This is a genomic window from Rhodoluna miladensis (SeqCode), assembly GCF_965234705.1.
In the GTDB taxonomy this organism is placed as follows: Bacteria; Actinomycetota; Actinomycetes; order Actinomycetales; family Microbacteriaceae; genus Rhodoluna; species Rhodoluna miladensis.
This window is the reverse complement of the sequence record NZ_OZ248465.1, coordinates 172,360-194,323: the sequence shown is the minus strand read 5'-3', so window position 1 is coordinate 194,323 and position 21,964 is coordinate 172,360. Positions and strand designations below refer to the sequence as shown.

The 21,964-nt window shown below is 51.1% G+C and carries 33 protein-coding genes; all 33 read right to left on the bottom strand.

The annotated features are described in order from the left end of the window. Positions 1-5 precede the first annotated feature (5 nt). Positions 6-776 carry an ABC transporter permease gene (locus tag AC8GDC_RS00970; RefSeq protein WP_506558021.1) on the bottom strand — a complete coding sequence of 257 codons (771 nt, stop codon included), beginning with the start codon at positions 774-776 and terminating at the stop codon, positions 6-8. Beyond that, positions 776-1,543 carry an ABC transporter permease gene (locus tag AC8GDC_RS00965; RefSeq protein WP_506558020.1) on the bottom strand — a complete coding sequence of 256 codons (768 nt, stop codon included), beginning with the start codon at positions 1,541-1,543 and terminating at the stop codon, positions 776-778. The genes AC8GDC_RS00970 and AC8GDC_RS00965 overlap by 1 nt, the downstream gene beginning before the upstream one ends. 13 nt (positions 1,544-1,556) lie before the next feature. Then, positions 1,557-2,561, bottom strand: coding sequence for an ABC transporter substrate-binding protein (locus AC8GDC_RS00960; RefSeq protein WP_506558019.1), 1,005 nt, complete (start codon positions 2,559-2,561; stop codon positions 1,557-1,559). Between the two features lie 165 nt (positions 2,562-2,726). Further along, positions 2,727-3,572 carry a type I methionyl aminopeptidase gene (gene map / locus AC8GDC_RS00955; RefSeq protein ID WP_506558018.1) on the bottom strand — a complete coding sequence of 282 codons (846 nt, stop codon included), beginning with the start codon at positions 3,570-3,572 and terminating at the stop codon, positions 2,727-2,729. Positions 3,573-3,577: 5 nt separating this feature from the next. Beyond that, entirely contained in the window at positions 3,578-4,156 is a 579-nt protein-coding gene (locus AC8GDC_RS00950) for an adenylate kinase (protein WP_506558017.1), read from the bottom strand. After that, entirely contained in the window at positions 4,153-5,466 is a 1,314-nt protein-coding gene (gene secY, locus AC8GDC_RS00945; protein ID WP_506558016.1) for a preprotein translocase subunit SecY, read from the bottom strand. Before secY ends, AC8GDC_RS00950 begins: the two co-directional genes overlap by 4 nt. A gap of 21 nt (positions 5,467-5,487) precedes the next feature. Next, positions 5,488-6,207 carry a 50S ribosomal protein L15 gene (gene rplO / locus AC8GDC_RS00940; RefSeq protein ID WP_506558015.1) on the bottom strand — a complete coding sequence of 240 codons (720 nt, stop codon included), beginning with the start codon at positions 6,205-6,207 and terminating at the stop codon, positions 5,488-5,490. Then, entirely contained in the window at positions 6,207-6,392 is a 186-nt protein-coding gene (gene rpmD / locus AC8GDC_RS00935; protein ID WP_506558014.1) for a 50S ribosomal protein L30, read from the bottom strand. Before rpmD ends, rplO begins: the two co-directional genes overlap by 1 nt. A gap of 5 nt (positions 6,393-6,397) precedes the next feature. Next, positions 6,398-7,063, bottom strand: coding sequence for a 30S ribosomal protein S5 (rpsE, locus tag AC8GDC_RS00930; RefSeq protein WP_506558013.1), 666 nt, complete (start codon positions 7,061-7,063; stop codon positions 6,398-6,400). Beyond that, positions 7,060-7,437 (bottom strand): 50S ribosomal protein L18, encoded by a 378-nt coding sequence (rplR, locus tag AC8GDC_RS00925; protein WP_506558012.1) that lies wholly within the window; start codon positions 7,435-7,437, stop codon positions 7,060-7,062. The genes rpsE and rplR overlap by 4 nt, the downstream gene beginning before the upstream one ends. 2 nt (positions 7,438-7,439) lie before the next feature. Then, entirely contained in the window at positions 7,440-7,976 is a 537-nt protein-coding gene (gene rplF / locus AC8GDC_RS00920) for a 50S ribosomal protein L6 (RefSeq protein ID WP_506558011.1), read from the bottom strand. After that, complete coding sequence (rpsH, locus tag AC8GDC_RS00915; protein WP_506558010.1) at positions 7,977-8,375, bottom strand: 30S ribosomal protein S8; 399 nt, start codon at positions 8,373-8,375, stop codon at positions 7,977-7,979. A gap of 47 nt (positions 8,376-8,422) precedes the next feature. After that, a complete protein-coding gene (gene rplE, locus AC8GDC_RS00910; RefSeq protein WP_506558009.1) occupies positions 8,423-9,109 on the bottom strand; it encodes a 50S ribosomal protein L5 in 687 nt (228 codons plus the stop codon). Further along, positions 9,109-9,468, bottom strand: coding sequence for a 50S ribosomal protein L24 (gene rplX / locus AC8GDC_RS00905; protein ID WP_506558008.1), 360 nt, complete (start codon positions 9,466-9,468; stop codon positions 9,109-9,111). Before rplX ends, rplE begins: the two co-directional genes overlap by 1 nt. 2 nt (positions 9,469-9,470) lie before the next feature. Continuing rightward, positions 9,471-9,839: a 50S ribosomal protein L14 gene (gene rplN / locus AC8GDC_RS00900; protein ID WP_506558007.1), complete on the bottom strand. Its 369-nt coding sequence runs from the start codon at positions 9,837-9,839 to the stop codon at positions 9,471-9,473. Positions 9,840-9,897: 58 nt separating this feature from the next. After that, positions 9,898-10,182, bottom strand: a complete 285-nt coding sequence (gene rpsQ / locus AC8GDC_RS00895; protein WP_506558006.1) for a 30S ribosomal protein S17 — start codon at positions 10,180-10,182, stop codon at positions 9,898-9,900. Beyond that, positions 10,182-10,511, bottom strand: a complete 330-nt coding sequence (gene rpmC, locus AC8GDC_RS00890) for a 50S ribosomal protein L29 (protein WP_506558005.1) — start codon at positions 10,509-10,511, stop codon at positions 10,182-10,184. The genes rpsQ and rpmC overlap by 1 nt, the downstream gene beginning before the upstream one ends. Then, a complete protein-coding gene (gene rplP, locus AC8GDC_RS00885) occupies positions 10,511-10,930 on the bottom strand; it encodes a 50S ribosomal protein L16 (protein ID WP_506558004.1) in 420 nt (139 codons plus the stop codon). The genes rpmC and rplP overlap by 1 nt, the downstream gene beginning before the upstream one ends. Positions 10,931-10,932: 2 nt before the next feature. Then, positions 10,933-11,727 carry a 30S ribosomal protein S3 gene (rpsC, locus tag AC8GDC_RS00880; protein WP_506558003.1) on the bottom strand — a complete coding sequence of 265 codons (795 nt, stop codon included), beginning with the start codon at positions 11,725-11,727 and terminating at the stop codon, positions 10,933-10,935. Further along, entirely contained in the window at positions 11,727-12,119 is a 393-nt protein-coding gene (gene rplV, locus AC8GDC_RS00875) for a 50S ribosomal protein L22 (RefSeq protein ID WP_506558002.1), read from the bottom strand. The genes rpsC and rplV overlap by 1 nt, the downstream gene beginning before the upstream one ends. A gap of 33 nt (positions 12,120-12,152) precedes the next feature. Further along, positions 12,153-12,434 carry a 30S ribosomal protein S19 gene (rpsS, locus tag AC8GDC_RS00870; protein ID WP_506558001.1) on the bottom strand — a complete coding sequence of 94 codons (282 nt, stop codon included), beginning with the start codon at positions 12,432-12,434 and terminating at the stop codon, positions 12,153-12,155. Positions 12,435-12,451: 17 nt separating this feature from the next. Continuing rightward, positions 12,452-13,288: a 50S ribosomal protein L2 gene (rplB, locus tag AC8GDC_RS00865; protein WP_506558000.1), complete on the bottom strand. Its 837-nt coding sequence runs from the start codon at positions 13,286-13,288 to the stop codon at positions 12,452-12,454. A 14-nt stretch (positions 13,289-13,302) separates the two neighbouring features. Continuing rightward, positions 13,303-13,602 carry a 50S ribosomal protein L23 gene (rplW, locus tag AC8GDC_RS00860; protein ID WP_506557999.1) on the bottom strand — a complete coding sequence of 100 codons (300 nt, stop codon included), beginning with the start codon at positions 13,600-13,602 and terminating at the stop codon, positions 13,303-13,305. A gap of 4 nt (positions 13,603-13,606) precedes the next feature. Continuing rightward, entirely contained in the window at positions 13,607-14,266 is a 660-nt protein-coding gene (rplD, locus tag AC8GDC_RS00855; RefSeq protein WP_506557998.1) for a 50S ribosomal protein L4, read from the bottom strand. 5 nt (positions 14,267-14,271) lie between these two features. Further along, on the bottom strand, positions 14,272-14,925 hold the full coding sequence (rplC, locus tag AC8GDC_RS00850; protein ID WP_506557997.1) for a 50S ribosomal protein L3: 654 nt from the start codon (positions 14,923-14,925) through the stop codon (positions 14,272-14,274). A 10-nt stretch (positions 14,926-14,935) separates the two neighbouring features. Beyond that, entirely contained in the window at positions 14,936-15,244 is a 309-nt protein-coding gene (gene rpsJ / locus AC8GDC_RS00845) for a 30S ribosomal protein S10 (RefSeq protein WP_506557996.1), read from the bottom strand. A 313-nt stretch (positions 15,245-15,557) separates the two neighbouring features. Beyond that, complete coding sequence (locus AC8GDC_RS00840) at positions 15,558-15,950, bottom strand: hypothetical protein (protein WP_506557995.1); 393 nt, start codon at positions 15,948-15,950, stop codon at positions 15,558-15,560. A gap of 42 nt (positions 15,951-15,992) precedes the next feature. Further along, a complete protein-coding gene (locus AC8GDC_RS00835; RefSeq protein WP_506557994.1) occupies positions 15,993-16,976 on the bottom strand; it encodes an asparaginase in 984 nt (327 codons plus the stop codon). 68 nt (positions 16,977-17,044) lie between these two features. After that, positions 17,045-17,449, bottom strand: a complete 405-nt coding sequence (locus AC8GDC_RS00830; RefSeq protein WP_506557993.1) for a hypothetical protein — start codon at positions 17,447-17,449, stop codon at positions 17,045-17,047. Positions 17,450-17,601: 152 nt separating this feature from the next. Beyond that, on the bottom strand, positions 17,602-18,792 hold the full coding sequence (gene tuf, locus AC8GDC_RS00825; RefSeq protein WP_506557992.1) for an elongation factor Tu: 1,191 nt from the start codon (positions 18,790-18,792) through the stop codon (positions 17,602-17,604). Between the two features lie 109 nt (positions 18,793-18,901). Further along, on the bottom strand, positions 18,902-21,004 hold the full coding sequence (gene fusA / locus AC8GDC_RS00820) for an elongation factor G (RefSeq protein WP_506557991.1): 2,103 nt from the start codon (positions 21,002-21,004) through the stop codon (positions 18,902-18,904). A gap of 67 nt (positions 21,005-21,071) precedes the next feature. Further along, on the bottom strand, positions 21,072-21,542 hold the full coding sequence (gene rpsG, locus AC8GDC_RS00815; RefSeq protein ID WP_506557990.1) for a 30S ribosomal protein S7: 471 nt from the start codon (positions 21,540-21,542) through the stop codon (positions 21,072-21,074). A 2-nt stretch (positions 21,543-21,544) separates the two neighbouring features. Further along, positions 21,545-21,916, bottom strand: a complete 372-nt coding sequence (gene rpsL, locus AC8GDC_RS00810) for a 30S ribosomal protein S12 (protein ID WP_506557989.1) — start codon at positions 21,914-21,916, stop codon at positions 21,545-21,547. Positions 21,917-21,964 lie beyond the last annotated feature (48 nt).

Here is a 21,964-nt window from a genome sequence, read left to right as displayed (position 1 = left end):
ACTCCCTAACTAAGTTTCTTTGAAGCCAAATACCATCGAAGAGCACGGCGCTCCACGAGATTGAAAACCAAGTTCACCAAATAGCCCAGAATTCCCATGAGAATAACGCCTGTCCAAGCATCGGTGATCATGAATGTATCTGTAGCGATAAGAGTAAAAGCACCAATGCCGAATCCTGAGCCCAGTAGCTCTGATGCGATTGTGACCACGAAGGCTACCTGCAGGGAAACCTGTATGCCCGAGAAGATGATTGGTCCTGCCGCGGGAATCCTTACCCGCACAAGGGTCTGAAATGGAGTCAACCTAAAAACTTTGGCAGTATCAAGCAGAGTTGGGTTGTTGGAATGCATACCTTGAATCACCGCGAGCATGGTTGGGAAAATAGCCGAAAAGGCAATGGCAGCCATTCGCATTTCATAATTGAGTCCAAAAATCATTATGAAAATAGGTACGGTTGCCACTGGAGGAATCGACCGAATAAAGTCCACGGAAGGCTCGATATAGCGCGCAAGCCCTTGGTTGGTCCCGATTATGACACCGCCAACAAGTCCAATAAGCACCCCAACAGAAAAGCCAGAGAAAAGGTTTATCAGACTCGGTACAACATGAATGGGTACGTTATCGAAAACCCACAGAAAAACAAACTGATCCCAAATCACACTCAGCGGTGGAAAGAACGGGTCTTCGGAATTGGTGCTAAACACCCACCAGGCTGCAACTAATGAGATAGGTAGCCAAAGGGACTGGATGGCATTGATTGATAGTTTTTTGATCATCAGTCAGTCCAAAAAACTATTTTGCGCTGTAGTCGAGAATAAATCCTTGCAAGACCTAGTCCTAGGACCCCAAAGATAATCACAATGGCGAAGGTCTGATTCGGTTGCCCGGATGATTGATAAAGCAGCATCTGCTGTCCAAGACTTGGTGCCCCACCGATCAGTCCTGCAACCACTGCCACAATCATTGAAGCCGCTACTGCGATTCGAACTCCAACGGCAATAAATGGCAGGGCTCCGGGAATTCGCGCATGCCAAATTTCATCCCATTTGGTCATCCCGTAGCACCGAAGGGTGTCCAGTAGCACAGTGTCTAGATCTCGCACTCCATAGGCTGATTGAAACACCAGCATGAAAAAGTTTGCAAAGACAACTAGAAAGATTCCCATTTCGGTAGTTGGCCCAAAAACCAAGATAACGATTGGGATGATAACAATCGGGGGGATGACCTTGAAAAAATCTAAAACAGGCTTGAGGGACCTGTAAGCAAAAGGACTAAGTCCCACCAGTACTCCAGCTGGAATACCGAGCACAACAGATATTAGAAGCCCGGTAAGTGCGATGAACAGAGTTTGGCCAATCGCTAACCAGATTTCGGGAAGAACAAACAACGCCCCTAAGGCAGATATTGCATTGATCGCTGAGGGAAGGGAGCCGCCAGAAAGCGGTCCGAAGCTAGTTCCTAGCTGCCATAGCAGCATAAAACCAAGCATGGAAACCACACCAGGTAGGAATCTTCGGATAACGCTAATGGTGGCTCCCTTCACTCATCGTGATCGATTACCTAGAGAGGATCAACCCAGTTACTTTGAACTTCTTCTTCAAGAAGCCAAGTGTCTGCATCTTGTCTGCAACGCTCTGAATCTCAGCAGTTAGCACATTCGAAGGATAGTAAGTAGGGTTGGCTGCCTTTGCAACGGCGAAGGTTTGCTTCGTTAGCTTCATAGACGCCCGAACAACTGTGTTTAGAGTTTTGGCTTCCATGCCTGCTTTGTTAGCAGCGTAGATTGAAGTCTGGAAGGCCTTCACAGCAGCAGGGTTAGCCTTTGCAAACTTTTCAGTGGTTACCCAAACGCCAACTGCTCCACCCTCGGTGAAGAACTGAGTTCCAGGACCTTTCAAAGCAGCCTCTGCTGTAGCACATTCTGTGGTGAACGGTTCAACGACGAAGCCTGCAGCTATTGTTCCGTTGGATACCGATTTCTGAACTTCAGGGAAACCTAGTACTACAAAGTTGATAGTAGAAGGGTCGCCTCCAGCTTTCTTTACAGCAGCTGCGATTGTAACTTCACCCTGAGCACCTCGGGCTGGGACAGAAACTGTCTTGCCTGCAAGATCCTTCCAGGTTTTTACTGTTCCGCTTTTTGCGATACAGACACCGGTGTCATCTAGTCGCGCAGCAAATGCTTCGTCCTTCAAGGCTTCCTTGACATCAGTCTTGCGGTAACCGTCAGCAGCAGCAACAATCTTCAGCTTCATTCCACCGTTAGCAACGGAGTTAATAACTGGAATGCTCGGTGAATACATGAACTGAACAGCACCGCTGTTTAGGGCAGCTAGTCCTGGAGGTGGAGCTGGGAAGGTCACAAACTCACTTACATTAAGCGAATTAGCTTTGAAGATGCCACTGTCCTGTGCATACTGCACCGCACCCATTGAGTTAATGGCAATTATTCCCACTTTGATGTCGGTGGCTTTCGCGTGTGCTGGTCCAGCAATGGCTCCAACAAGTAGCGCACCGACAAACACAGAGGCAACGGCGGCTCTTATGTTTCTCTTGTTCATTAGTTCTCCTCATCTAGAAAGGCCGGTCGGCCTTGGGTAAGAGTATAGGTCCTTTGGTCCCTAACAAAACGGGCGGTCTGAGTTAGGCAGCTGTGCTACCAAAAGAGCTGTTCTGCGCTTGTTATGTGATTCAAGGGGCACATTTAGAGCCCTAATGCTGAAGGTCTAGCCGAGGGCGACTGGTGAAATTCCAAAGGGCTTTAGCTTCTCGAGGCCGCCATCAATCTCAGTCAAAACCCAGATGCCCGTTTCGTGAACTGCAACACTGTGCTCCCAATGTGAAGCGTCTGATGAATCCTTGCTCACAACAGTCCAACCATCGGCCAAAATCTTGGTTTTGTTGGATCCGGCTGTCACCATCGGCTCGATAGCCACCGCAAGGCCGGGTGTGACCTTTGGACCTAGATCCTTGGTCCGGAAGTGATAAACCGGTGGCTCTTCGTGCATGTTTCGACCGATGCCGTGGCCAACATAGTCTTCCAGAATCCCGTACTTTCCATTGGCATCGATGTAATCCTCGATTGCTGCACCAACTTCATTCAGGCGCTCAGCTTTTGCTAGAGCAGCAATACCTGCCCAAAGCGAACCTTCGGTAACACGAGAGAGTTCAATTCTTTGCTTCACCTTGTCAGTTTCAGGAACTGAACCATCGGCATTTGGAACGATGATGGTGATGGCGCTATCGCCATTCCACCCATCGATTTCAGCACCGCAATCAACCGAGAGAATATCTCCCGCTTCAAGGATTCTCGCCTCAGCTGGAATTCCGTGAACAACCTCGTGATTGATGGATGCGCAGATGGTGTGGTTATAGCCAGCAACAAGTTGGAAGTTGGAATGAGCGCCGAACGATTCAATTGTCTCGTTGGCAATTCGATCAAGTTCTAATGTGGACACTCCAGCAACGCAGGCAACGCGCACTGCCTGCAAAGCCCTGGCTGTGATTAGGCCAGCTTTACGCATGGCAATAAATTGCTCAGGGGTTTTAAGTTCAAAATCAGAACGGGACATTTTTATTAGCTCTGGTTCTTGGCGTTGAGGGCCTCCACGATTCTGGAAGTCACCTCATCAATTTCGCCAAGGCCATCAACCATGATCAATAGACCACGCGCTGCATACAAACTAATTAGCGGCGCGGTCTGATCTTCATAGATAGCCATGCGGTTTCTTATGACATCTTCGGTATCATCAGATCTGCCCTGATCAATTGCGCGCTTGGCCAAACGCCTAACAACCTCATCGGTGTCAGCGGTTAGCTGAATCACTGCATCAAGGGATGAATTTGTTTCTCTCAAGATGTCTTCTAGTTCGTTTACCTGATCTGCTGTTCTTGGGTAGCCATCGAGTAGGAATCCATTTACGCAGTCTGGGTTTTGCAGACGGTCGCGAACCAGCTTGTTGGTTAGATCATCTGGCACGTAAGCACCGCGGTCCATGTATGACTTAGCCTCAAGGCCAAGTGGGGTTTCGTTTTTGACGTTCGCGCGAAAGATATCCCCGGTTGAGATTGCTGGGATACCAAAGACTTCTGAAAGTTTTGAAGCCTGAGTTCCCTTGCCGGCCCCAGGTGGGCCAATCAAGAGAAGCTTCATCATTTCAGGAGACCGTCGTAGTTGCGCTGCTGCATCTGAGCGCTGATCTGCTTCACTGTCTCAAGTCCAACACCAACGATGATCAAGATAGAAGTTCCACCGAATGGGAAGTTCTGGTTGGCGCCAACAAGAGAGAAGGCAATTAGTGGAATCAAAGCAATCAAACCTAGGTAAATCGAACCTGGGAATGTCACACGAGAAATCACAAACTCCAAGAATTCAGTGGTTGGTCGTCCGGCACGAATACCAGGGATAAAGCCACCGTACTTTTTCATGTTGTCTGATACTTCTTCAGGGTTGAAGGTAATCGCTACATAGAAGTATGTGAAACCAATAATCAATAAGAAGTAAAGCGCCATGTAAAGCGGGTGATCTCCCTGAGTTAGGTAGTTAGAAACCCACTGCACCCAAGGATCAACTCTTCCTTCAGCATCTGGCTGGTTGAACTGGGCAATCAAAGCTGGAAGGTATAGCAAGCTCGAAGCAAAGATAACCGGGATAACTCCAGCCATGTTTACCTTGATTGGGATGTAGGTGGCCTGGCCACCGTAAGTTCTTCTTCCGACCATGCGCTTTGCATACTGAACCGGAACACGTCTTTGAGACTGCTCAACTAGAACAACCAAACCAACGATTCCAACTCCAACCACGATTACAACCAACAAAGTCTCGATTGAGCGAGTCTCAGCAATTGCCAAAAGTGAAGCTGGGAATGAAGATGCGATGGAAGCAAAAATCAGAAGCGACATACCGTTTCCAACACCGCGCTCGGTGATTAGCTCACCCATCCACATGATCAAACCGGTTCCGGCAGTCATGGTGATAACCATCATGGTGATTGCCAGTGGAGACGAATCAGTCAAAATCGGAAGCACACAATCTGCTCCAAACAAGGCTCCCTGACGGGCAACGGCAATCAAGGTAGTTGACTGAAGAAGACCAAGAGCGATTGTTAGGTAGCGGGTGTACTGGGTCAAAATTGCCTGACCAGACTGACCTTCTTTGTGCAGAGCCTCAAAGCGAGGGATAACAACGCGAAGTAGCTGGGTGATGATCGATGCCGTGATGTAAGGCATGATTCCAAGAGCAAAGATCGAAAGCTGAAGCAGCGCTCCACCGGAGAACAGGTTCACCAGTTCGTACAAACCAGAAGTGTTGTTGGTTTGTGCCAAACACTGCTGCACGTTGCCATAGTCAACGTAAGGAGCAGGGATGAAAGAGCCCAAGCGGAAAACAGCGACGATAGCCAGGGTGAAAAACAGCTTGCGTCTTAGATCCGGTGTGCGAAACGCACGAATCACGGCATTAATCAACTTGGGCCTCCTGGCTAAGTGCTATTTGCTAACGGAACCGCCGGCAGCCAAAATCTTTGATTTTGCCTGCTCGGAGACCTTGTCAACCTTTATATCTAGCTTAACTGAGATGTCTCCTGAGCCCAGAACCTTCACAGGCTCGTTGCTTCGTACTAGACCCTTGTTCACAAGATCAGCGATTGTTACAGCGCCACCCTGTGGGAAGTGCTCAACAAGCTTGTCTAGGTTTACAACCTGGTACTCGACTCTGAATGGGTTCTTGAAACCACGAAGCTTTGGAGTTCTCATTACTAGACGAACACCTCCACCTTCGAAGCCTGGACGAACCTGGTATCTAGCCTTAGTTCCCTTGGTTCCACGACCGGAAGTCTTACCCTTAGACGCTTCACCACGACCAACACGAATGCGGTCTTTCTTCGAGCCAGGGGCTGGACGAAGGTGGTGCAACTTCAGAATTGGAGACTTGTCTGCTGGCTCAGCCTTTTTCTTCTTTGACTTTGCCTGACGCTCAAGCTTTACAACCTTCTCGACCTTTGGCGCAGCCGCAGGCTTCTCAGTTGCTAGCTCGGTAGCTTTAGCTGCTGGCTTTTCAGCAGCAGCTTTTGCAGCAGCAGGCTTCTTCTCAGCAGCAGGCTTAGCGGCAGTCTTGGCAGCAGGCTTTTTCTCAGCAGCAGGCTTCTTCGCAGCAGCAGGCTTTGCGGCCGCTGGCTTCTTTGCTGCTGGCTTTTTTTCTTCAGCCATTAGTTGATCTCCTCGACTACTACTAGGTGGGCAACGGTCTTAACCATGCCGCGAACTACCGGTGAATCTTCTTTGACGACAATGTCGCCAATTCGCTTCAGTCCAAGACTGCGAAGAGTGTGGACCTGGTTAGGTCTCTCACTGATCTTTGACTTGATCTGGGTGACTTTTAGACGGGCAGCCATTTTCTCTAGACAGCCTTTCTTTGCTCGCGAAGTAGTCCCGCAGGAACAACTTCCTCAACCGACAAACCACGGCGAGCTGCAACTGCGGCTGGCTCTTCGAGCTGACGCAGTGCTGCAACGGTGGCGTGAACGATGTTTAGGGTGTTTGAAGATCCGAGTGACTTTGAAAGTACATCGTGGATTCCAGCACACTCCAAAACTGCGCGAACTGGACCACCGGCGATAACACCGGTACCAGCGGATGCTGGGCGAAGTAGTACTACACCGGCAGCTGCCTCACCCTGAACTGGGTGAGGAATGGTGTTTCCAACGCGAGGAACGCGGAAGAAGCTCTTCTTAGCTTCTTCAACTCCCTTAGCGATAGCTGCTGGAACTTCCTTAGCCTTGCCGTAGCCAACTCCGACCATGCCGTTGCCGTCGCCGACAACTACAAGTGCGGTGAAGCTAAAGCGGCGTCCACCCTTTACAACCTTCGAAACGCGGTTGATTGTTACAACGCGCTCCAAGAACTGGCTCTTGGTTTCTTCGCGGTCGCGACGCTCTCCACGTGGTGCACGATCTCTCGATCCACGACGAGCTTCACGCTCTGCTGGCTCAACGGCTACAGCGGTAGCAGTTGCGACACTAGCATCGGTTGTTTCCAAGTTAGTCTCCTTGTTTTCTTCGCTCATAGCTTCAGGCCTCCCTCGCGGGCTGCATCAGCAACTGCCTGAATGCGACCGGCATACTTGTTTCCTCCGCGGTCAAAGACCACTTCGGCGATACCGGCCTTCTTGGCGCGATCTGCGATGGCGGCACCAATCTTGGCTGCCTTCTCAGTCTTGTCACCCTTCAGGGTTCTGAAATCTTTTTCCATGGTTGAAGCTGACGCCAGGGTTACACCCTTGGTGTCATCAACTAGCTGGACAAGCATGTGACGAGCGGAGCGAGTGACAACCATGCGTGGACGCATCGCGTCTCCCGAGATCTTCTTGCGAATTCTTAGGTGACGACGGACACGAGCTGCTGTTGCGCTCTTTCCGCGGAGTTTAGGAATTAGACCCATGATTATTTACCACTCTTTCCGGCCTTGCGACGAACAACTTCGCCGGCGTATCGAACACCCTTGCCCTTGTATGGCTCTGGCTTACGAAGCTTGCGGATGTTGGCTGCAACTTCTCCAACGGCCTGCTTGTCAATTCCCGAAACAACAATCTTGGTGTTTCCCTCAACAGCGAATGAGATTCCTGCCGGTGGGTTCACGGTGATTGAGTGCGAGTAGCCAAGTGCAAATTCAAGTGCTTGTCCCTTAGCTGCAACACGGAAACCGGTACCAACAATCTCAAGTGCCTTTGTGTACCCCTGGGTCACTCCAATGATCTGGTTAGCAATTAGTGTGCGGGTAAGTCCGTGCAGTGAGCGAGATACTCTCTCGTCGTCTGGACGGGTCACGATTACCTGACCATCGGTCATGGCAACTGTGATTGGAGAGGCAACGGTTAGCTGCAGCTGACCCTTCGGGCCCTTTACAGATACGTCTGCTCCAGAAATGTTAACTTCGACGCCGGCTGGAACCGGGATCGGTGATTTTCCAATACGTGACATTTAGTAAACGTAGGCGATGACTTCTCCGCCTACTCCCTCCTTGGCCGCCTGACGGTCTGTAAGCAGACCTGAGGATGTTGACAAAATGGCGATACCCAATCCACCAAGAACACGAGGCAGCTCGGTTGACTTGGCGTAAACGCGAAGACCAGGCTTAGACACTCTCTTGATACCGGCGATTGATCGCTCGCGGTTAGGTCCGTACTTCAGGTCGATAGTTAGCGTCTTGCCAACTTCGGCATCAGCGACTGTGTAATTTTTGATGTAACCCTCTTTCTTGAGGATTTCAGCAATCTGACCCTTTAGCTTGCTGTACGGCAAGCTAGCACTCTCGTGGTGGGCAGAGTTTGCATTACGCAGCCGGGTCAGAAAATCTGCGACCGGATCTGTCATTGTCATAGTGTTTGTGCCTTCCTCGGTGGTTTCCCTTTATGGGACCTATCCGATTAGTTGTTTGGTTTCTTGAATGGGAAGCCAAGCGCTGTTAGTAGCGCAAGGCCCTCTTCGTTGGTTCTAGCGGTTGTAACGATGGTGATGTCCATGCCGCGTACGCGATCGATGTCATCCTGAGAAATTTCGTGGAACACGTTCTGCTCAGTTAGTCCGAAGGTGTAGTTTCCCTTGCCATCGAACTGCTTTGAGCTAAGACCGCGGAAGTCACGAATACGAGGAAGAGCTAGGTTTAGCAATCTGTCTAGAAACTCCCACATGCGATCGCCGCGAAGGGTCACGTGACAACCAATTGCCTGTCCCTCACGAAGCTTGAACTGCGCGATTGACTTGGTGGCTAGGTTGATCTTTGGCTTCTGACCGGTGATTGCAGTCATTTCCTTTACTGCACCATCGATTAGCTTGCCATCCTTGGCAGCTTCACCAACACCCATGTTCACAACGATCTTGGTAAGACCTGGAACCTGGTGGATGTTCTTGAAACCAAAGTCCTTCATAAGCTCGGCCTTGATCTCGGCGCGGTAGCGCTTCTGAAGCCTTGGCACGATACGCACGTATGGCTTCTTCTCAGCCTTTGCCTTCTCGGCCTTAGCTGGCTTCTCTGCAGCTACCTCTGCAACAACTTCAGTTGCTACTGCTTCGGTAGTTTCTGCATCCACTGCTGTGTCTTTTTCGTCAGCCATTAGATTTCCTTACCTGACTTAACCGCAATGCGGGTACGAACGGTCTTGGACTTGCCACCCTTGGTGACTGTCTCGATCTTCGTTCCGATGCGAGTTGGCTTCTTGGTGCTTGGGTCAATTAGAGCCACGTTCGATAGGTGAACTGAAGCTTCTTGGGTCTCGATACCACCGGTACGGGCACCCTTATCGGTCTGACCGACTTTGTTGTGACGCTTGATCATGTTGATGCCCTCAACGATGACGCGGTTTTTCTCAAAGTCAACTGCCAATACCTTGCCCTGCTTGCCGCGGTCTCCGCCGCGTTCCTGCTTGGCTCCGGTAATGACCTGAACGGTGTCGCCCTTTTTGATTCTCGGCATGATTAGATAACCTCCGGTGCAAGTGAAATGATCTTCATGAACTTCTTGTCGCGAAGCTCACGACCAACTGGGCCAAAGATACGGGTTCCGCGAGGCTCGCCATCGGCCTTTACGATCACCGCTGCGTTCTCATCGAACTTGATGTAGGAACCGTCTGCACGACGGGTCTCCTTCACGGTACGAACGATAACCGCCTTGACTACTTCACCCTTCTTGACGTTTCCGCCAGGGATCGCGTCTTTCACGGATGCCACAATCAAGTCGCCGATACCTGCATAACGACGGCCTGAGCCACCGAGGATGCGGATTGCTAGCAACTCCTTGGCACCCGAGTTGTCGGCCACCTTGAGTCTAGATTCCTGCTGAATCACTTCATACTCCTTGTTAGTTGGTCAAAACCTTCCATAGGAAGGTCTTGCCCGTTGGGCGTTACTTAGCTTTTTCGACGATCTCTACGAGACGCCAATTCTTGGTAGCTGACAGAGGACGGGTCTCGCTGATAACAACGAGGTCTCCAATGCCGGCTGAGTTTGACTCATCGTGAGCCTTAACCTTCTTTGACTGGGTGACAACCTTGCCGTAAAGCGGGTGCTTTACGCGGTCCTCAAGCAGTACAACGATGGTCTTGTTCATCTTGTCGCTGACTACGTAGCCACGACGAGACTTGCGGTAACCGCGAGCTTCAGTATCAGCAGCGTTCTTGGTCTCAGCCATTACTTGCTCTCCTTAGTTTTGGTCTTTGCAACTGGTGCGTCAGCTTCTGCTACGGCTGGCTTCTCAGCTTTTTTTGCCTTCACAGGAGCTGGTGCACTAACGGCTGGGATAGCCCTGATGCCAAGCTCACGCTCACGAATGATGGTGTAGATGCGGGCGATGTCGCGCTTTACTGCGCGCAATCTTCCGTGTGATTCAAGCTGACCGGTTGCGGACTGGAAGCGAAGGTTGAATAGTTCTTCCTTAGCCTTCTTTAGTTCTTCAACTAGAAGCGAGTCCTCAATCTTGTCGAGGTTGTCAACGATTAGTTCCTTAGATCCGATTGGCATTATGCGTCACCCTCCACACGCTTGATGATGCGAGCCTTTAGTGGCAACTTGTGGATCGCACGATTCATGGCTTCCTTGGCAAGAGCTTCGGTCACACCAGAAACTTCGAACATCACGCGACCTGGCTTGACGTTTGCTACCCACCACTCAGGAGAACCCTTACCGGAACCCATACGAGTTTCAGCAGGCTTCTTGGTTAGTGGACGGTCTGGGAAGATGTTGATCCAAACTTTTCCACCACGCTTGATGTGACGAGTCATCGCGATACGAGCTGCCTCGATCTGACGGTTAGTCACGTACGCAGGAGTTAGAGCCTGGATACCGTATTCACCAAAGCTCACAGTGGTACCACCGGATGCAGCGCCTGAACGCTTCGGGTGGTGCTGCTTGCGGTGCTTTACTTTTCTAGGAATTAACATCTCTATGCCTCCACAGTCTCAGTTGGAGCAACTGGTGCAGCAGCAACTGGTGCAGCTGCCGGTGCTGAAGCTGATGATGGAGCTGAATCTCTAGGTCCACCCTCGCGGCGAGGACGTGCCTGCTTAGGAGCAGCTGCAGTTTCGCGAGCTAGTTCCTTAGCTGTTAGGTCACCCTTGTAGATCCAAACCTTTACACCGATGCGACCGAATGTGGTCTTAGCCTCGTAGAAACCGTAGTCGATGTTTGCGCGAAGTGTGTGTAGAGGAACTCGACCTTCACGGTAGAACTCGCTGCGGCTCATTTCTGCTCCACCCAAACGGCCGGAACACTGAACACGAATACCCTTAGCTCCCTGACGAAGCGCACCCTGCATTCCCTTGCGCATCGCGCGACGGAAAGCAACACGGCTTGCAAGCTGCTCGGCAACTCCTTGAGCAACCAGCTGGGCGTCCATTTCAGCGTTCTTGACTTCAAGAATGTTGAGCTGGATCTGCTTGTTGGTTAGCTTCTCTAGCGAAGAACGAATTGCTTCAGCTTCCTGACCACGACGACCAATAACTAGACCTGGACGAGCGGTGTGGATGTCAACGCGAACACGGTCACGAGTTCTTTCGATCTCGATGTGTGAAACACCTGCGCGGTCAAGCTTCTCAGTTAGCAGCTGACGAATACGGATGTCCTCGGTGACGTAGTCCTGGTAGCGCTGACCCTTTTTAGTGGAGTCGGCGAACCAACGTGAACGGTGGTCGGTGGTGATACCGAGTCTGAAACCGTATGGGTTTACTTTCTGACCCATTAGTTGCTCCTTGTTCCCGCGCTGGCCTTGGCACCGGCTAGCTCGTCTGGGGTGGCAACCACAATGGTGATGTGGCTGGTGCGCTTAAAGATCTTGAATGCACGGCCCTGAGCACGAGGCATAAACCTCTTCAGAGTTGTACCTTCGTCAACGAAAGCGCGGGATACGAATAGATCGTCCTCGTCAATGCTTAGGTTCTGCTTGTCAGCGATAACCTTCGCGTTTGCAACAGCTGACTGAACCAACTTGAAGATTGGGTCGGAAGCCTGCTGAGGTGCGAACTTCAAAATTGCCATTGCCTCTGATGCCTGCTTGCCGCGGATTAGGTTGACGACACGACGAGCTTTCATCGGGGTGACACGGATGTGACGCACACGTGCGACTGCTTCCATTTGTCTTACCTCTCTTTTCTCTCTAGGCGCCGCTTAAACGCGACGGCCTTTCTTGTCGTCCTTCACGTGTCCACGGAAGGTGCGGGTTGGAGCAAATTCGCCAAGCTTGTGACCAACCATGGTCTCGGTGACGAAAACTGGGATGTGCTTGCGACCATCGTGAACCGCAATGGTGTGTCCCAGCATGGCTGGAACAATCATCGAGCGGCGCGACCAGGTCTTGATCACTGTCTTGGTGCTGGCCTCGTTCTGCTTTGCAACCTTCTGGAACAGGTGCTCATCAACGAAGGGACCCTTCTTCAAACTTCTAGGCATAGTCTTTTCTTTCCCTACTAGCGCTTCTTGCCAACGGTGCGGCGACGGACGATCATCTTGTCGGATTCAAGCTTCGGCTTACGAGTTCTACCTTCTTTTTGTCCCCAAGGAGTTACTGGGTGACGTCCACCGGAAGTCTTACCTTCTCCACCACCGTGAGGGTGATCGACTGGGTTCATAACAACACCACGAACGGTTGGGCGAACACCCTTCCAACGAAGGCGACCCGCCTTACCCCAGTTGATGTTTGACTGCTCGGCGTTACCAACTTCACCAATGGAAGCGCGGCAGCGAGCATCCACGTTTCTGATTTCACCAGATGGAAGTCGAAGCTGCGCGTATGGTCCATCCTTAGCAACCAAGCGAACAGATGCTCCAGCTGAACGAGCCATCTTGGCTCCTCCGCCTGGCTTTAGCTCGATTGCGTGGATTACGGTACCAACCGGGATGTTCTTTAGCGGCAGTGCGTTACCTGGCTTGATGTCGGCTGATGGTCCCTGCTCAATGCGGTCACCCTGCTTTAGCTTGTTCGGAGCAATGATGTAGCGCTTTTCTCCGTCTGCATAGTGAAGCAGTGCAATATTCGCGGTACGGTTCGGGTCGTACTCAATGTGAGCTACCTTGGCCGGAATGCCGTCCTTGTCGTGACGACGGAAGTCGATCACGCGGTACTGGCGCTTGTGGCCTCCACCGATGTGGCGGGTAGTGATGCGCCCTGCGCTGTTACGACCACCAGTTTTGTTCAGTGGACGAAGCAAGCTCTTCTCAGGGGTGCCGCGAGTGATTTCTGCAAAGTCAGAAACCGATGCCCCACGACGACCTGGGGTGGTTGGCTTAAATTTACGAATTCCCATTTGTTTTCCTACCCCTAACCAATGCTCGAGAAGATGTCGATGGTGCCGGACTTTAGAGTGATGATGGCGCGCTTGGTGTCTTTGCGCTTACCGATTCCATATTTAGTCTTCTTCTCTTTGCCAGTACGGTTTAGCGTGTTGACGGAAGATACCTTCACTTTGAAGATGTGCTCAATGGCCTGCTTGATCTCGGTCTTGTTTGAGGCAGGGTCAACCTCGAAGGTGTACTTACCTTCGTCAATTAGGTTGTAGCTCTTCTCAGACACGATCGGACGCAAGATGACGTCGCGAGGGTTCTTGTTTAGGGCAGACATTTACTTAGCCCTCCTTCTGTGAACTAGAGGAGCGGTCCTGAGAAGCAATAAAGACCTCAAGGGCTGCCTTGGTGAACACAACATCGTCGCTTAGAAGAACGTCGTATGCGTTTACCTGGTCAACTGGAAGAACGTGGACGTCCTTCAAGTTGCGAAGTGACTTGTAGCTCAGGTCATCGCTTCTATCTAGTACTACTAGAGCGTTGCGTCCCTTGGTTAGGGTTGCGATGATTCCTGCAGCGGACTTGGTGGATGGCTTGCCATCCTTGAATAGCTCTGCAACTACGTGCAGACGACCATTGCGAGCGCGGTCAGAAAGTGCACCCTTGATCGCAGCAGCAATCATCTTCTTAGGTGTTCTCTGCTCGTAAGTTCTTGGCTTTGGACCGTGAGTGATGTAACCACCGCGCATCTGAGGAGCACGAAGTGATCCCTGACGAGCGTTTCCGGTTCCCTTCTGCTTGAAAGGCTTCTTACCGGTTCCGGAAACTTCACCGTGCTTAAGTGTTGACTGAGTTCCCTGGCGAGCAGCTGCCTGTTGGGCAACTACAACCTGGTGCATCAGTGGCACGTTGGTCTGTACGTCGAAGATTGCAGCTGGAAGTTCGGCAGAGCCTGACTTCTTACCTGCAACGTCAACGATGTCGATTGTGTTTTCAGCCATGATCCTTAGGCTCCCTTCACAGCGTTGCGAACGAAAACCAGCTGACCCTTAGGACCAGGAACTGCACCCTTGATCAAAAGAAGACCCTTTTCGGCGTCTACGGAGTGAAGCTTTAGGTTCAATGTGGTGACGCGGTCAGTACCCATGCGTCCAGCCATACGAGTTCCCTTGAATACGCGACCTGGGGTCGAGCTTGCACCAATGGAACCTGGCTTGCGGTGGTTTCTGTGCTGACCGTGAGAAGCACCAACACCATGGAAACCATGACGCTTCATATGTCCTGCGAAACCCTTGCCCTTTGAGGTTCCAACTACGTCAAGCATCTGACCTACTTCGAATACCTCAACACCAAGTTCTTGACCAACTGAGTAAGTGTCAGCATCGTTGGTGCGGATCTCAGCGATGTAACGGCGAGGAGCAACTGAAGCCTTAACAAACTGACCAGCGTCAGGCTTGTTTACCTTGCGAGGCTCGATTGCTCCGTAAGCAACCTGAACGGCGGTGTAGCCGTCGGTCTCAAGATTTTTAATCTGGGTGACAACGTTTGAGCCGGCTTCAACAACGGTGACCGGAATCATTTTGTTGTTCTCGTCCCAAACCTGAGTCATGCCAAGCTTCTTGCCTAGCAGGCCCTTAACAGTTCTATTAGCGTTAGACATCTTCTTTTCCTTAGAGCTTGATCTCGATGTTGACGTCGGCAGGAAGATCAAGACGCATCAGTGAGTCAACCGCTTTAGGGGTTGGGTCAATGATGTCGATGACGCGCTTGTGTGTGCGCATCTCGAAGTGCTCGCGGCTGTCCTTGTACTTGTGAGGAGAGCGGATTACACAAACCACGTTCTTCTCGGTTGGAAGTGGTACTGGTCCAACAACAGTTGCGCCTGCACGGGTAACCGTGTCAACGATCTTGCGCGCCGACGAATCAATGACCTCGTGGTCATACGACTTCAGTCGAATGCGGATCTTCTGTGCCGCCATCTGGACTCACTTCCGTTTCGTAAATGGTTGGTTCTAAAGCTTTTATTTCCTGCATCCCACACCCGCGCTCGGGCGTGTCGAATAACGACAAACCTAAAAAACGAGTGAAGTTTTTAAGTTCTTGTTCGGTCTTCCGGGGGTCTAGTTTCCAAGTGAAACAAGGGCTCTAGACACGTTGCCGGAAGTGGATTGAGCTAGATGAGCCCAACTACTTGTGAACTTGTCAATCCTGCCACAGTGGGGCGTTTCAATGCAAGTTAAAGATCCAGGCTGGGTCTATATTTTGGCCCCCGGAGGGGCGCTTACCGGACCCCTAGAAAAACAGGGCTAAACGAGCCCGAACCAGCTTGGCAAACCTATCGACATTGCCATCTACCATTCGAAGCTCTTGCCGGTCTAAGAACATCCCCAGGCTGCCATCGGGATATTCGGCCAAAACACAGGGCTCCCTGCCAGCCGAAGCCTTGTTTTCAGCATCGGAGCGCTCGTTTAGGTGCTCTAGGGCAAAATCCAGCCCATATTCGGCCTTTAGCTCTGAGGCCAGGCGATCCCAGCTGGCTTTTCGCCGAATCGGCGAATGGGTGATATCGCACAGCTCACACTTGGCAATGCCGATCAGGTGCCCGAAGAAATACTTCAATTCACCGATAACTCCCCCGTCGGCGTTATAAACCCCGATCAGGCGAATTGGCTTTTGCTGGTCCATAAATGCTCTCAACCTAACTAGCGGGCTATTTCTTCCAGAAAACTAGAAGGCAACTTCCAGCTGGCCAAGCTTCTCGGCTCCGCCGAGGCTTGAAAAAGTCAACTTCGCAAAAAGCTCTTCGTAGACCTTTTTATCTAGCAAGTCGTTGTTCAAAAGCATCTTGATTGCTGCAAGTCCTGCCGGTCGCATGCTGCCATCGGCAACCTTGACCGCTACCCCGTGGCCAGAGGCAAGTCCGATTACGAAGACTCCCTCAGCACCGATCTTGGCAAGCATGCCCTTTTCCATTACGAGAGTGTCCGAGGCGCCATGGTCGTCAACTACCCAAGGGTTGGCAAGCATCGCATCGCGGATCTGGGTTTCGGTCTCGGCGAATTTGCCGATGGCTCTGGAAAGGCCCTGCAGGCTCATCAGGTGAAGTGGCGCTCCGCAACCATCGAAGGTAGAAAGTGGGATCTTCTCACCCGAGAATTCTTCGATTACCTCAACGATGAGTTTCTGCAGTGGGTGCTCTGGCTGAAGGTAAGTTTTGGTGTCCCAACCGTTTTTCACACAGGCTGCCAAAAATGCAGCGTGCTTGCCAGAGCAGTTAAAAGCAGCCCTGGTTTCAGCTGCTGCTTCTGCGCGAGCCTTCAAGTTTCCAGGCCATGCCACCGGACACATCAAATCTGATTCTGTAAGTCCTGCATCTTCAAGAATAGAAAGAACAATCGCGGTGTGCCCGGGAGTTCCCTGGTGTGAAGCGCTAGACATCGCAAGCTGCACACCCGAAAGATTCAAACCTGCACGTCTCATGGCCAGTGCCTGTAAGGGCTTTACCGCTGATCGCGGGTAGATAAGTTTTCTGGAGTTTCCAAGTTCTTGGATTAGCTTGCCATCAGGTCCCGTTAGGCAAACTAACCCGTGATGACGAGATTCAATGATTCCAGCCCTTGTTAGGTAAGCAAGCTGAACTGTGTCAGCTACTTGATAACCCCAGTTGGAATCGACCAATTGATTTGCTCCTAAAGAATTTGGACTGAACAAGGCACGAGTCTAAAGCAAAAACCCCAGGCCATTGGCCTGGGGTTTTACTCAAAGGGGAACGCAGTAATTTACTTCTTTTTCTTTCTTGGAGCAGCTTTTTTAGCAACCTTCTTGGCTACCTTGGTGGCTACCTTCTTGGTGGCCTTACGGACCTTGGTTGCAACTTTCTTGGTTGCCTTCACGGCAGCTTTCTTTGAAGGGGACTTAGGAGTTACCTTTTTCGCAACTTTCTTAGCAACCTTCTTTGCAACCTTAGATACCTTCTTGGTGGTCTTAGCTGCTGCCTTCTTTACAACCTTCTTAGCTACCTTTACAGATGCCTTCTTGGTTGCCTTGGCTGCTGCCTGTGCTGGAGTCATTGGCTTCTTAGCCTTTGTAGTCTTTTTCTTGGTTGAAGCCTTCTCAGCCGCTGTTTTTTTAGCTGCTGGTTTTTTTGCCGCTGGCTTCTTGGCGACGCGAGTTATAAGTGTCATCCTAAAACTCTGCCAAAGATTAGAAGGCCAAAATACCAAAAAGGGTTGTTAACAAGTGAATTCTTTTTTTACTTGGTTAACAACTTTTCATCCCTAGTTAAAGTTCAAACCCCCAAGGATTTCTCCCTGGGGGTTTGAAGTAAGTAATGAAATTACTTGGTGATCTTGGTCACAGTTCCTGCACCTACGGTACGGCCACCCTCACGGATAGCGAAACGTAGTCCCTCTTCCATGGCGATTGGCTGGATTAGCTCAACCGACATTTCAGTGGTGTCACCAGGCATAACCATTTCGGTTCCTGATGGCAGGGTGATAACACCGGTCACGTCAGTGGTACGGAAGTAGAACTGAGGACGGTAGTTAGCGTAGAACGGGTTGTGACGGCCACCCTCATCCTTGGAAAGGATGTAGACGTTGGCGTCAAAGTTGGTGTGAGGTGTGATCGAACCAGGCTTGCAAACAACCTGTCCGCGCTCTACATCTTCACGCTTGGTTCCACGTAGAAGTAGTCCAACGTTCTCGCCGGCCTCTGCGTAGTCAAGTAGCTTACGGAACATTTCGATACCGGTCACGGTGGTCTTCTGCTTGTCGCGGATACCAACGATCTCAACTTCGTCGTTCACGTTAACTGTTCCACGCTCGATCTTGCCGGTGATAACGGTTCCACGACCAGTGATGGTGAAAACGTCTTCTACAGGCATTAGGAACGGCTTGTCAGTTTCGCGCTTTGGCTCTGGGATTGACTCGTCGCAGGCGTTCATTAGGTCTAGAACCTTTGCGCCCCATGTTGCGTCACCCTCAAGTGCCTTTAGAGCTGAAACCTGGATTACAGGAGCCTTGTCGCCATCGAAATCGTAGCGTGAAAGAAGCTCGCGAACCTCAACCTCAACTAGCTCAAGGATCTCAGCGTCGTCAACCATGTCGGACTTGTTTAGAGCAACAACGATGTAAGGAACTCCAACCTGCTTTGCAAGAAGAACGTGCTCCTTGGTCTGAGGCATAGGACCGTCGGTTGCTGCAACTACAAGAATCGCACCATCCATCTGGGCTGCTCCGGTGATCATGTTCTTGATGTAGTCAGCGTGGCCCGGTGCGTCTACGTGTGCGTAGTGGCGCTTCTCGGTCTGATACTCAACGTGAGAGATGTTGATTGTAATTCCGCGCTGCTTCTCCTCAGGGGAGTTGTCGATCTGGTCGAACGCAGATGCGGTGTTTAGATCTGGGAACTTGTCGTGAAGCACCTTTGTGATAGCTGCAGTCAGAGTGGTCTTACCGTGGTCAACGTGACCGATAGTACCGATGTTGACGTGCGGCTTGGTGCGCTCAAATTTCGCCTTAGCCATTTTGGTCCTCCTCAGGACAGTTGTAAATCTTTAGACCTTGAGGGCCAAAGGATTTGGGGTTTACGTATTTCTTATCTTACAAGATTGGTGGGTCCCTTAACCAAGGACTTTATTCGCCCTTGTTCTTCTGGACGATCTCGTCAGCAACGGCTCTTGGGACCTCAGAATAGGCCTCAAAAGTCATCGAATAGACCGCACGGCCCGAAGTCTTCGAGCGTAGGTCACCGACGTAACCGAACATTTCAGACAGTGGAACCATGGCCGAAACCACCTTGACGCCAGAGGCATCTTCCATCGACTGAATTTGACCACGACGAGAGTTCAAGTCACCGATTACATCCCCCATGTATTCCTCTGGGGTACGTACTTCGACGGCCATCAACGGCTCGAGTAGTACAGGGTTCGCCATTCGGGAGGCCTCTCTATAGGCCATCGAACCGGCAATCTTAAACGCCATTTCTGACGAGTCAACATCGTGGTAAGCACCATCCATCAGGGTGGCCTTTACTCCAACAACCGGGTAGCCAGCCAAGGTGCCAACAAGCATGGCGTCCTTGATTCCAGCATCTACGGATGGGATGTATTCGCGAGGAATACGGCCTCCGGTGACCTCGTTGACGAATTCGTAAACCTTGTCGCCCTCGACCTCCATTGGCTCAAGCTTGATCTGGATCTTCGCGAACTGACCCGATCCACCGGTCTGCTTCTTGTGGGTGTAGTCGTAGCGCTCAACAACCTTGCGGATGGTCTCGCGGTAGGCAACCTGAGGCTTACCAACGTTTGCCTCAACCTTGAACTCGCGACGCATACGGTCAACCAGGATGTCAAGGTGAAGCTCACCCATACCGGAGATAACAGTCTGACCAGTTTCCTGATCCTGCTCTACGCGGAAGGTTGGGTCTTCTTCAGCTAGCTTCTGAATAGCAAGACCTAGCTTTTCCTGGTCGCCCTTGGTCTTTGGCTCAATAGCAACCGAGATAACAGGCTCTGGGAAAGTCATCGACTCGAGTACCACTGGGTTAGCTGGGTCACAAAGTGTGTCACCGGTTGTGGTGTCCTTTAGACCAATAGCTGCGTAGATGTGACCTGCGGTCACGCTATCTACTGGGTTTTCCTTGTTGGCGTGCATCTGGAAAAGCTTTCCGATGCGCTCTTTCTTGTCCTTGGTGGAGTTCAGTACCTGATCACCGGAAGCTGCTTTTCCTGAGTAAACGCGGATGTAAGTTAGGCGACCAAAGAATGGATGGGACATCACCTTGAATGCAAGAGCAGAAAACGGTGCGTCTGACTTAGCTTCGCGCTTGATTTCCTTGGTCTCGTCGCGGATGTCTAGACCAACAACAGCCTCAACGTCCAATGGAGTTGGCAGGTAGTCAATAACGGCATCCAGCATTGGCTGAACACCCTTGTTCTTGAATGCAGAACCACAAAGGATTGGGTAGATCTGGCTGGAAACAGTTAGCTTGCGAATTGCCTTCTTGATCTCAGCAACGCTGATCTCTTCGCCGGCGAAGAACTTCTCCATTAGAGCATCGTCAGTCTCGGCAACGGTTTCCAACAACATGTTGCGGTACTCGTCAGCCTTAGCCTGCATGTCAGCTGGAATAGCTTCGATCTCGTACTTAGCTCCAAGCTCAACTTCTCCGCGCCATACCAGTGCACGCATTTCAACTAGATCTATAACACCTTCGAAGGTGCTCTCGGCACCGATTGGAAGCTGGATAACTAGAGGTCTTGCTCCAAGGCGCTTAATGATGGTGTCTACGGTGAAGTAAAAGTCAGCACCTAGTTTGTCCATTTTATTTACAAAGCAAATGCGAGGAACGTCGTACTTGTCAGCCTGGCGCCAAACAGTTTCAGACTGTGGCTCCACACCTTCTTTACCGTCGAATACTGCAACGGCACCGTCTAGTACTCGAAGGGAACGCTCTACCTCAACGGTGAAATCAACGTGGCCCGGGGTGTCAATGATGTTGATCTGGTTGTCGTTCCAGAAACAGGTGGTCGCAGCGGAGGTAATGGTGATTCCGCGCTCCTGCTCCTGCTCCATCCAGTCCATGGTGGCTGCACCATCGTGCACCTCACCAATCTTGTGAGTGATACCGGTGTAGTACAAGATGCGCTCAGTGGTAGTTGTCTTACCAGCGTCAATGTGAGCCATGATGCCGATGTTGCGAACCTTATTCAGGTCGGTAAGCACGTCTTGTGCCACGGTTATCCTCCGAAAGTTTTATTGCTTGAAAAGCCGAGAAATTCTCTCAGCAAGGGTGCTGTATTTTCTACCAGCGGTAGTGTGCGAATGCCTTGTTGGACTCTGCCATCTTGTGAGTGTCTTCGCGACGCTTCACTGCAGCACCCAAACCATTTGAGGCATCCAAGATTTCGTTCTGTAGACGCTCTGTCATGGTCTTTTCGCGACGAGCCTTGGCGTAAGAAACCAACCAGCGCATAGCCAAAGTGTTGGCACGGTGTGCCTTTACTTCGATTGGAACCTGGTAGGTAGATCCACCAACACGACGTGAGCGAACCTCAACGGTTGGACGTACGTTATCTAGTGCCTTCTTTAGTAGCACTACTGCTTCGGTACCGGACTTCTCGTTAGCACCGTGCAATGCACCGTACACGATTGACTCGGCGATGGACTTTTTGCCATCAAGCAAAATCTTGTTTACAAGCTGAGATACAACAGGAGATCCGTAGACCGGGTCTGCAACTACTGGCTTTTTGGTAACTGGGCCTTTACGAGGCATCTTTACTTACCTTTCTTTGCGCCGTAGTGGCTGCGAGCCTGCTGGCGGTTCTTAACTGCCTGAGTATCCAAGGCACCGCGAACAATCTTGTAGCGAACACCAGGAAGATCCTTTACACGGCCACCGCGAACAAGCACCATTGAGTGCTCCTGTAGGTTGTGACCTTCGCCCGGGATGTAGGCGGTTACTTCAATACCGTTGGAGAGCTTCACACGAGCTACCTTACGAAGAGCCGAGTTCGGCTTCTTTGGAGTGGTTGTGTAAACACGAGTACACACACCGCGGCGCTGTGGGCTGGCCTTAAGCGCAGGCGTCTTGGTCTTTGAAACCTTTGCGCTGCGTCCCTTACGGACCAACTGCTGAATTGTTGGCACTACATTCTCCTTTTTGGCTTTCTCGCAAGGAAATCTCCTGCAAGAAAT

What these genes read in the sequence shown, in the direction of transcription:
- rplO (WP_506558015.1), bottom strand. Translation starts at nt 6,207, where the DNA reads ATGGCTGAAGAAAAAAAGCCAGCAGCAAAGAAGCCAGCGGCCGCAAAG.
- rplB (WP_506558000.1), bottom strand. Translation starts at nt 13,288, where the DNA reads ATGGGAATTCGTAAATTTAAGCCAACCACCCCAGGTCGTCGTGGGGCA.
- rpsS (WP_506558001.1), bottom strand. Translation starts at nt 12,434, where the DNA reads ATGCCTAGAAGTTTGAAGAAGGGTCCCTTCGTTGATGAGCACCTGTTC.
- rplR (WP_506558012.1), bottom strand. Translation starts at nt 7,437, where the DNA reads ATGGGTCTAATTCCTAAACTCCGCGGAAAGAGCGCAACAGCAGCTCGT.
- AC8GDC_RS00830 (WP_506557993.1), bottom strand. Translation starts at nt 17,449, where the DNA reads ATGACACTTATAACTCGCGTCGCCAAGAAGCCAGCGGCAAAAAAACCA.
- rpsH (WP_506558010.1), bottom strand. Translation starts at nt 8,375, where the DNA reads ATGACAATGACAGATCCGGTCGCAGATTTTCTGACCCGGCTGCGTAAT.
- rplD (WP_506557998.1), bottom strand. Translation starts at nt 14,266, where the DNA reads ATGGCTGAAAACACAATCGACATCGTTGACGTTGCAGGTAAGAAGTCA.
- rpmD (WP_506558014.1), bottom strand. Translation starts at nt 6,392, where the DNA reads ATGGCTGCCCGTCTAAAAGTCACCCAGATCAAGTCAAAGATCAGTGAG.
- rplP (WP_506558004.1), bottom strand. Translation starts at nt 10,930, where the DNA reads ATGTTAATTCCTAGAAAAGTAAAGCACCGCAAGCAGCACCACCCGAAG.
- AC8GDC_RS00950 (WP_506558017.1), bottom strand. Translation starts at nt 4,156, where the DNA reads ATGATGAAGCTTCTCTTGATTGGCCCACCTGGGGCCGGCAAGGGAACT.
- AC8GDC_RS00840 (WP_506557995.1), bottom strand. Translation starts at nt 15,950, where the DNA reads ATGGACCAGCAAAAGCCAATTCGCCTGATCGGGGTTTATAACGCCGAC.
- map (WP_506558018.1), bottom strand. Translation starts at nt 3,572, where the DNA reads ATGTCCCGTTCTGATTTTGAACTTAAAACCCCTGAGCAATTTATTGCC.
- rpmC (WP_506558005.1), bottom strand. Translation starts at nt 10,511, where the DNA reads ATGCCAATCGGATCTAAGGAACTAATCGTTGACAACCTCGACAAGATT.
- rpsC (WP_506558003.1), bottom strand. Translation starts at nt 11,727, where the DNA reads ATGGGTCAGAAAGTAAACCCATACGGTTTCAGACTCGGTATCACCACC.
- AC8GDC_RS00960 (WP_506558019.1), bottom strand. Translation starts at nt 2,561, where the DNA reads ATGAACAAGAGAAACATAAGAGCCGCCGTTGCCTCTGTGTTTGTCGGT.
- rplV (WP_506558002.1), bottom strand. Translation starts at nt 12,119, where the DNA reads ATGGAAGCAGTCGCACGTGTGCGTCACATCCGTGTCACCCCGATGAAA.
- rpsJ (WP_506557996.1), bottom strand. Translation starts at nt 15,244, where the DNA reads ATGGCGGCACAGAAGATCCGCATTCGACTGAAGTCGTATGACCACGAG.
- tuf (WP_506557992.1), bottom strand. Translation starts at nt 18,792, where the DNA reads ATGGCTAAGGCGAAATTTGAGCGCACCAAGCCGCACGTCAACATCGGT.
- rpsE (WP_506558013.1), bottom strand. Translation starts at nt 7,063, where the DNA reads ATGAGCGAAGAAAACAAGGAGACTAACTTGGAAACAACCGATGCTAGT.
- rplC (WP_506557997.1), bottom strand. Translation starts at nt 14,925, where the DNA reads ATGTCTAACGCTAATAGAACTGTTAAGGGCCTGCTAGGCAAGAAGCTT.
- rplW (WP_506557999.1), bottom strand. Translation starts at nt 13,602, where the DNA reads ATGTCTGCCCTAAACAAGAACCCTCGCGACGTCATCTTGCGTCCGATC.
- rpsQ (WP_506558006.1), bottom strand. Translation starts at nt 10,182, where the DNA reads ATGGCTGAGACCAAGAACGCTGCTGATACTGAAGCTCGCGGTTACCGC.
- rplF (WP_506558011.1), bottom strand. Translation starts at nt 7,976, where the DNA reads ATGTCACGTATTGGAAAATCACCGATCCCGGTTCCAGCCGGCGTCGAA.
- rplX (WP_506558008.1), bottom strand. Translation starts at nt 9,468, where the DNA reads ATGCCGAGAATCAAAAAGGGCGACACCGTTCAGGTCATTACCGGAGCC.
- rpsG (WP_506557990.1), bottom strand. Translation starts at nt 21,542, where the DNA reads ATGCCTCGTAAAGGCCCAGTTACCAAAAAGCCAGTAGTTGCAGACCCG.
- AC8GDC_RS00970 (WP_506558021.1), bottom strand. Translation starts at nt 776, where the DNA reads ATGATCAAAAAACTATCAATCAATGCCATCCAGTCCCTTTGGCTACCT.
- rplE (WP_506558009.1), bottom strand. Translation starts at nt 9,109, where the DNA reads ATGGCTGACGAAAAAGACACAGCAGTGGATGCAGAAACTACCGAAGCA.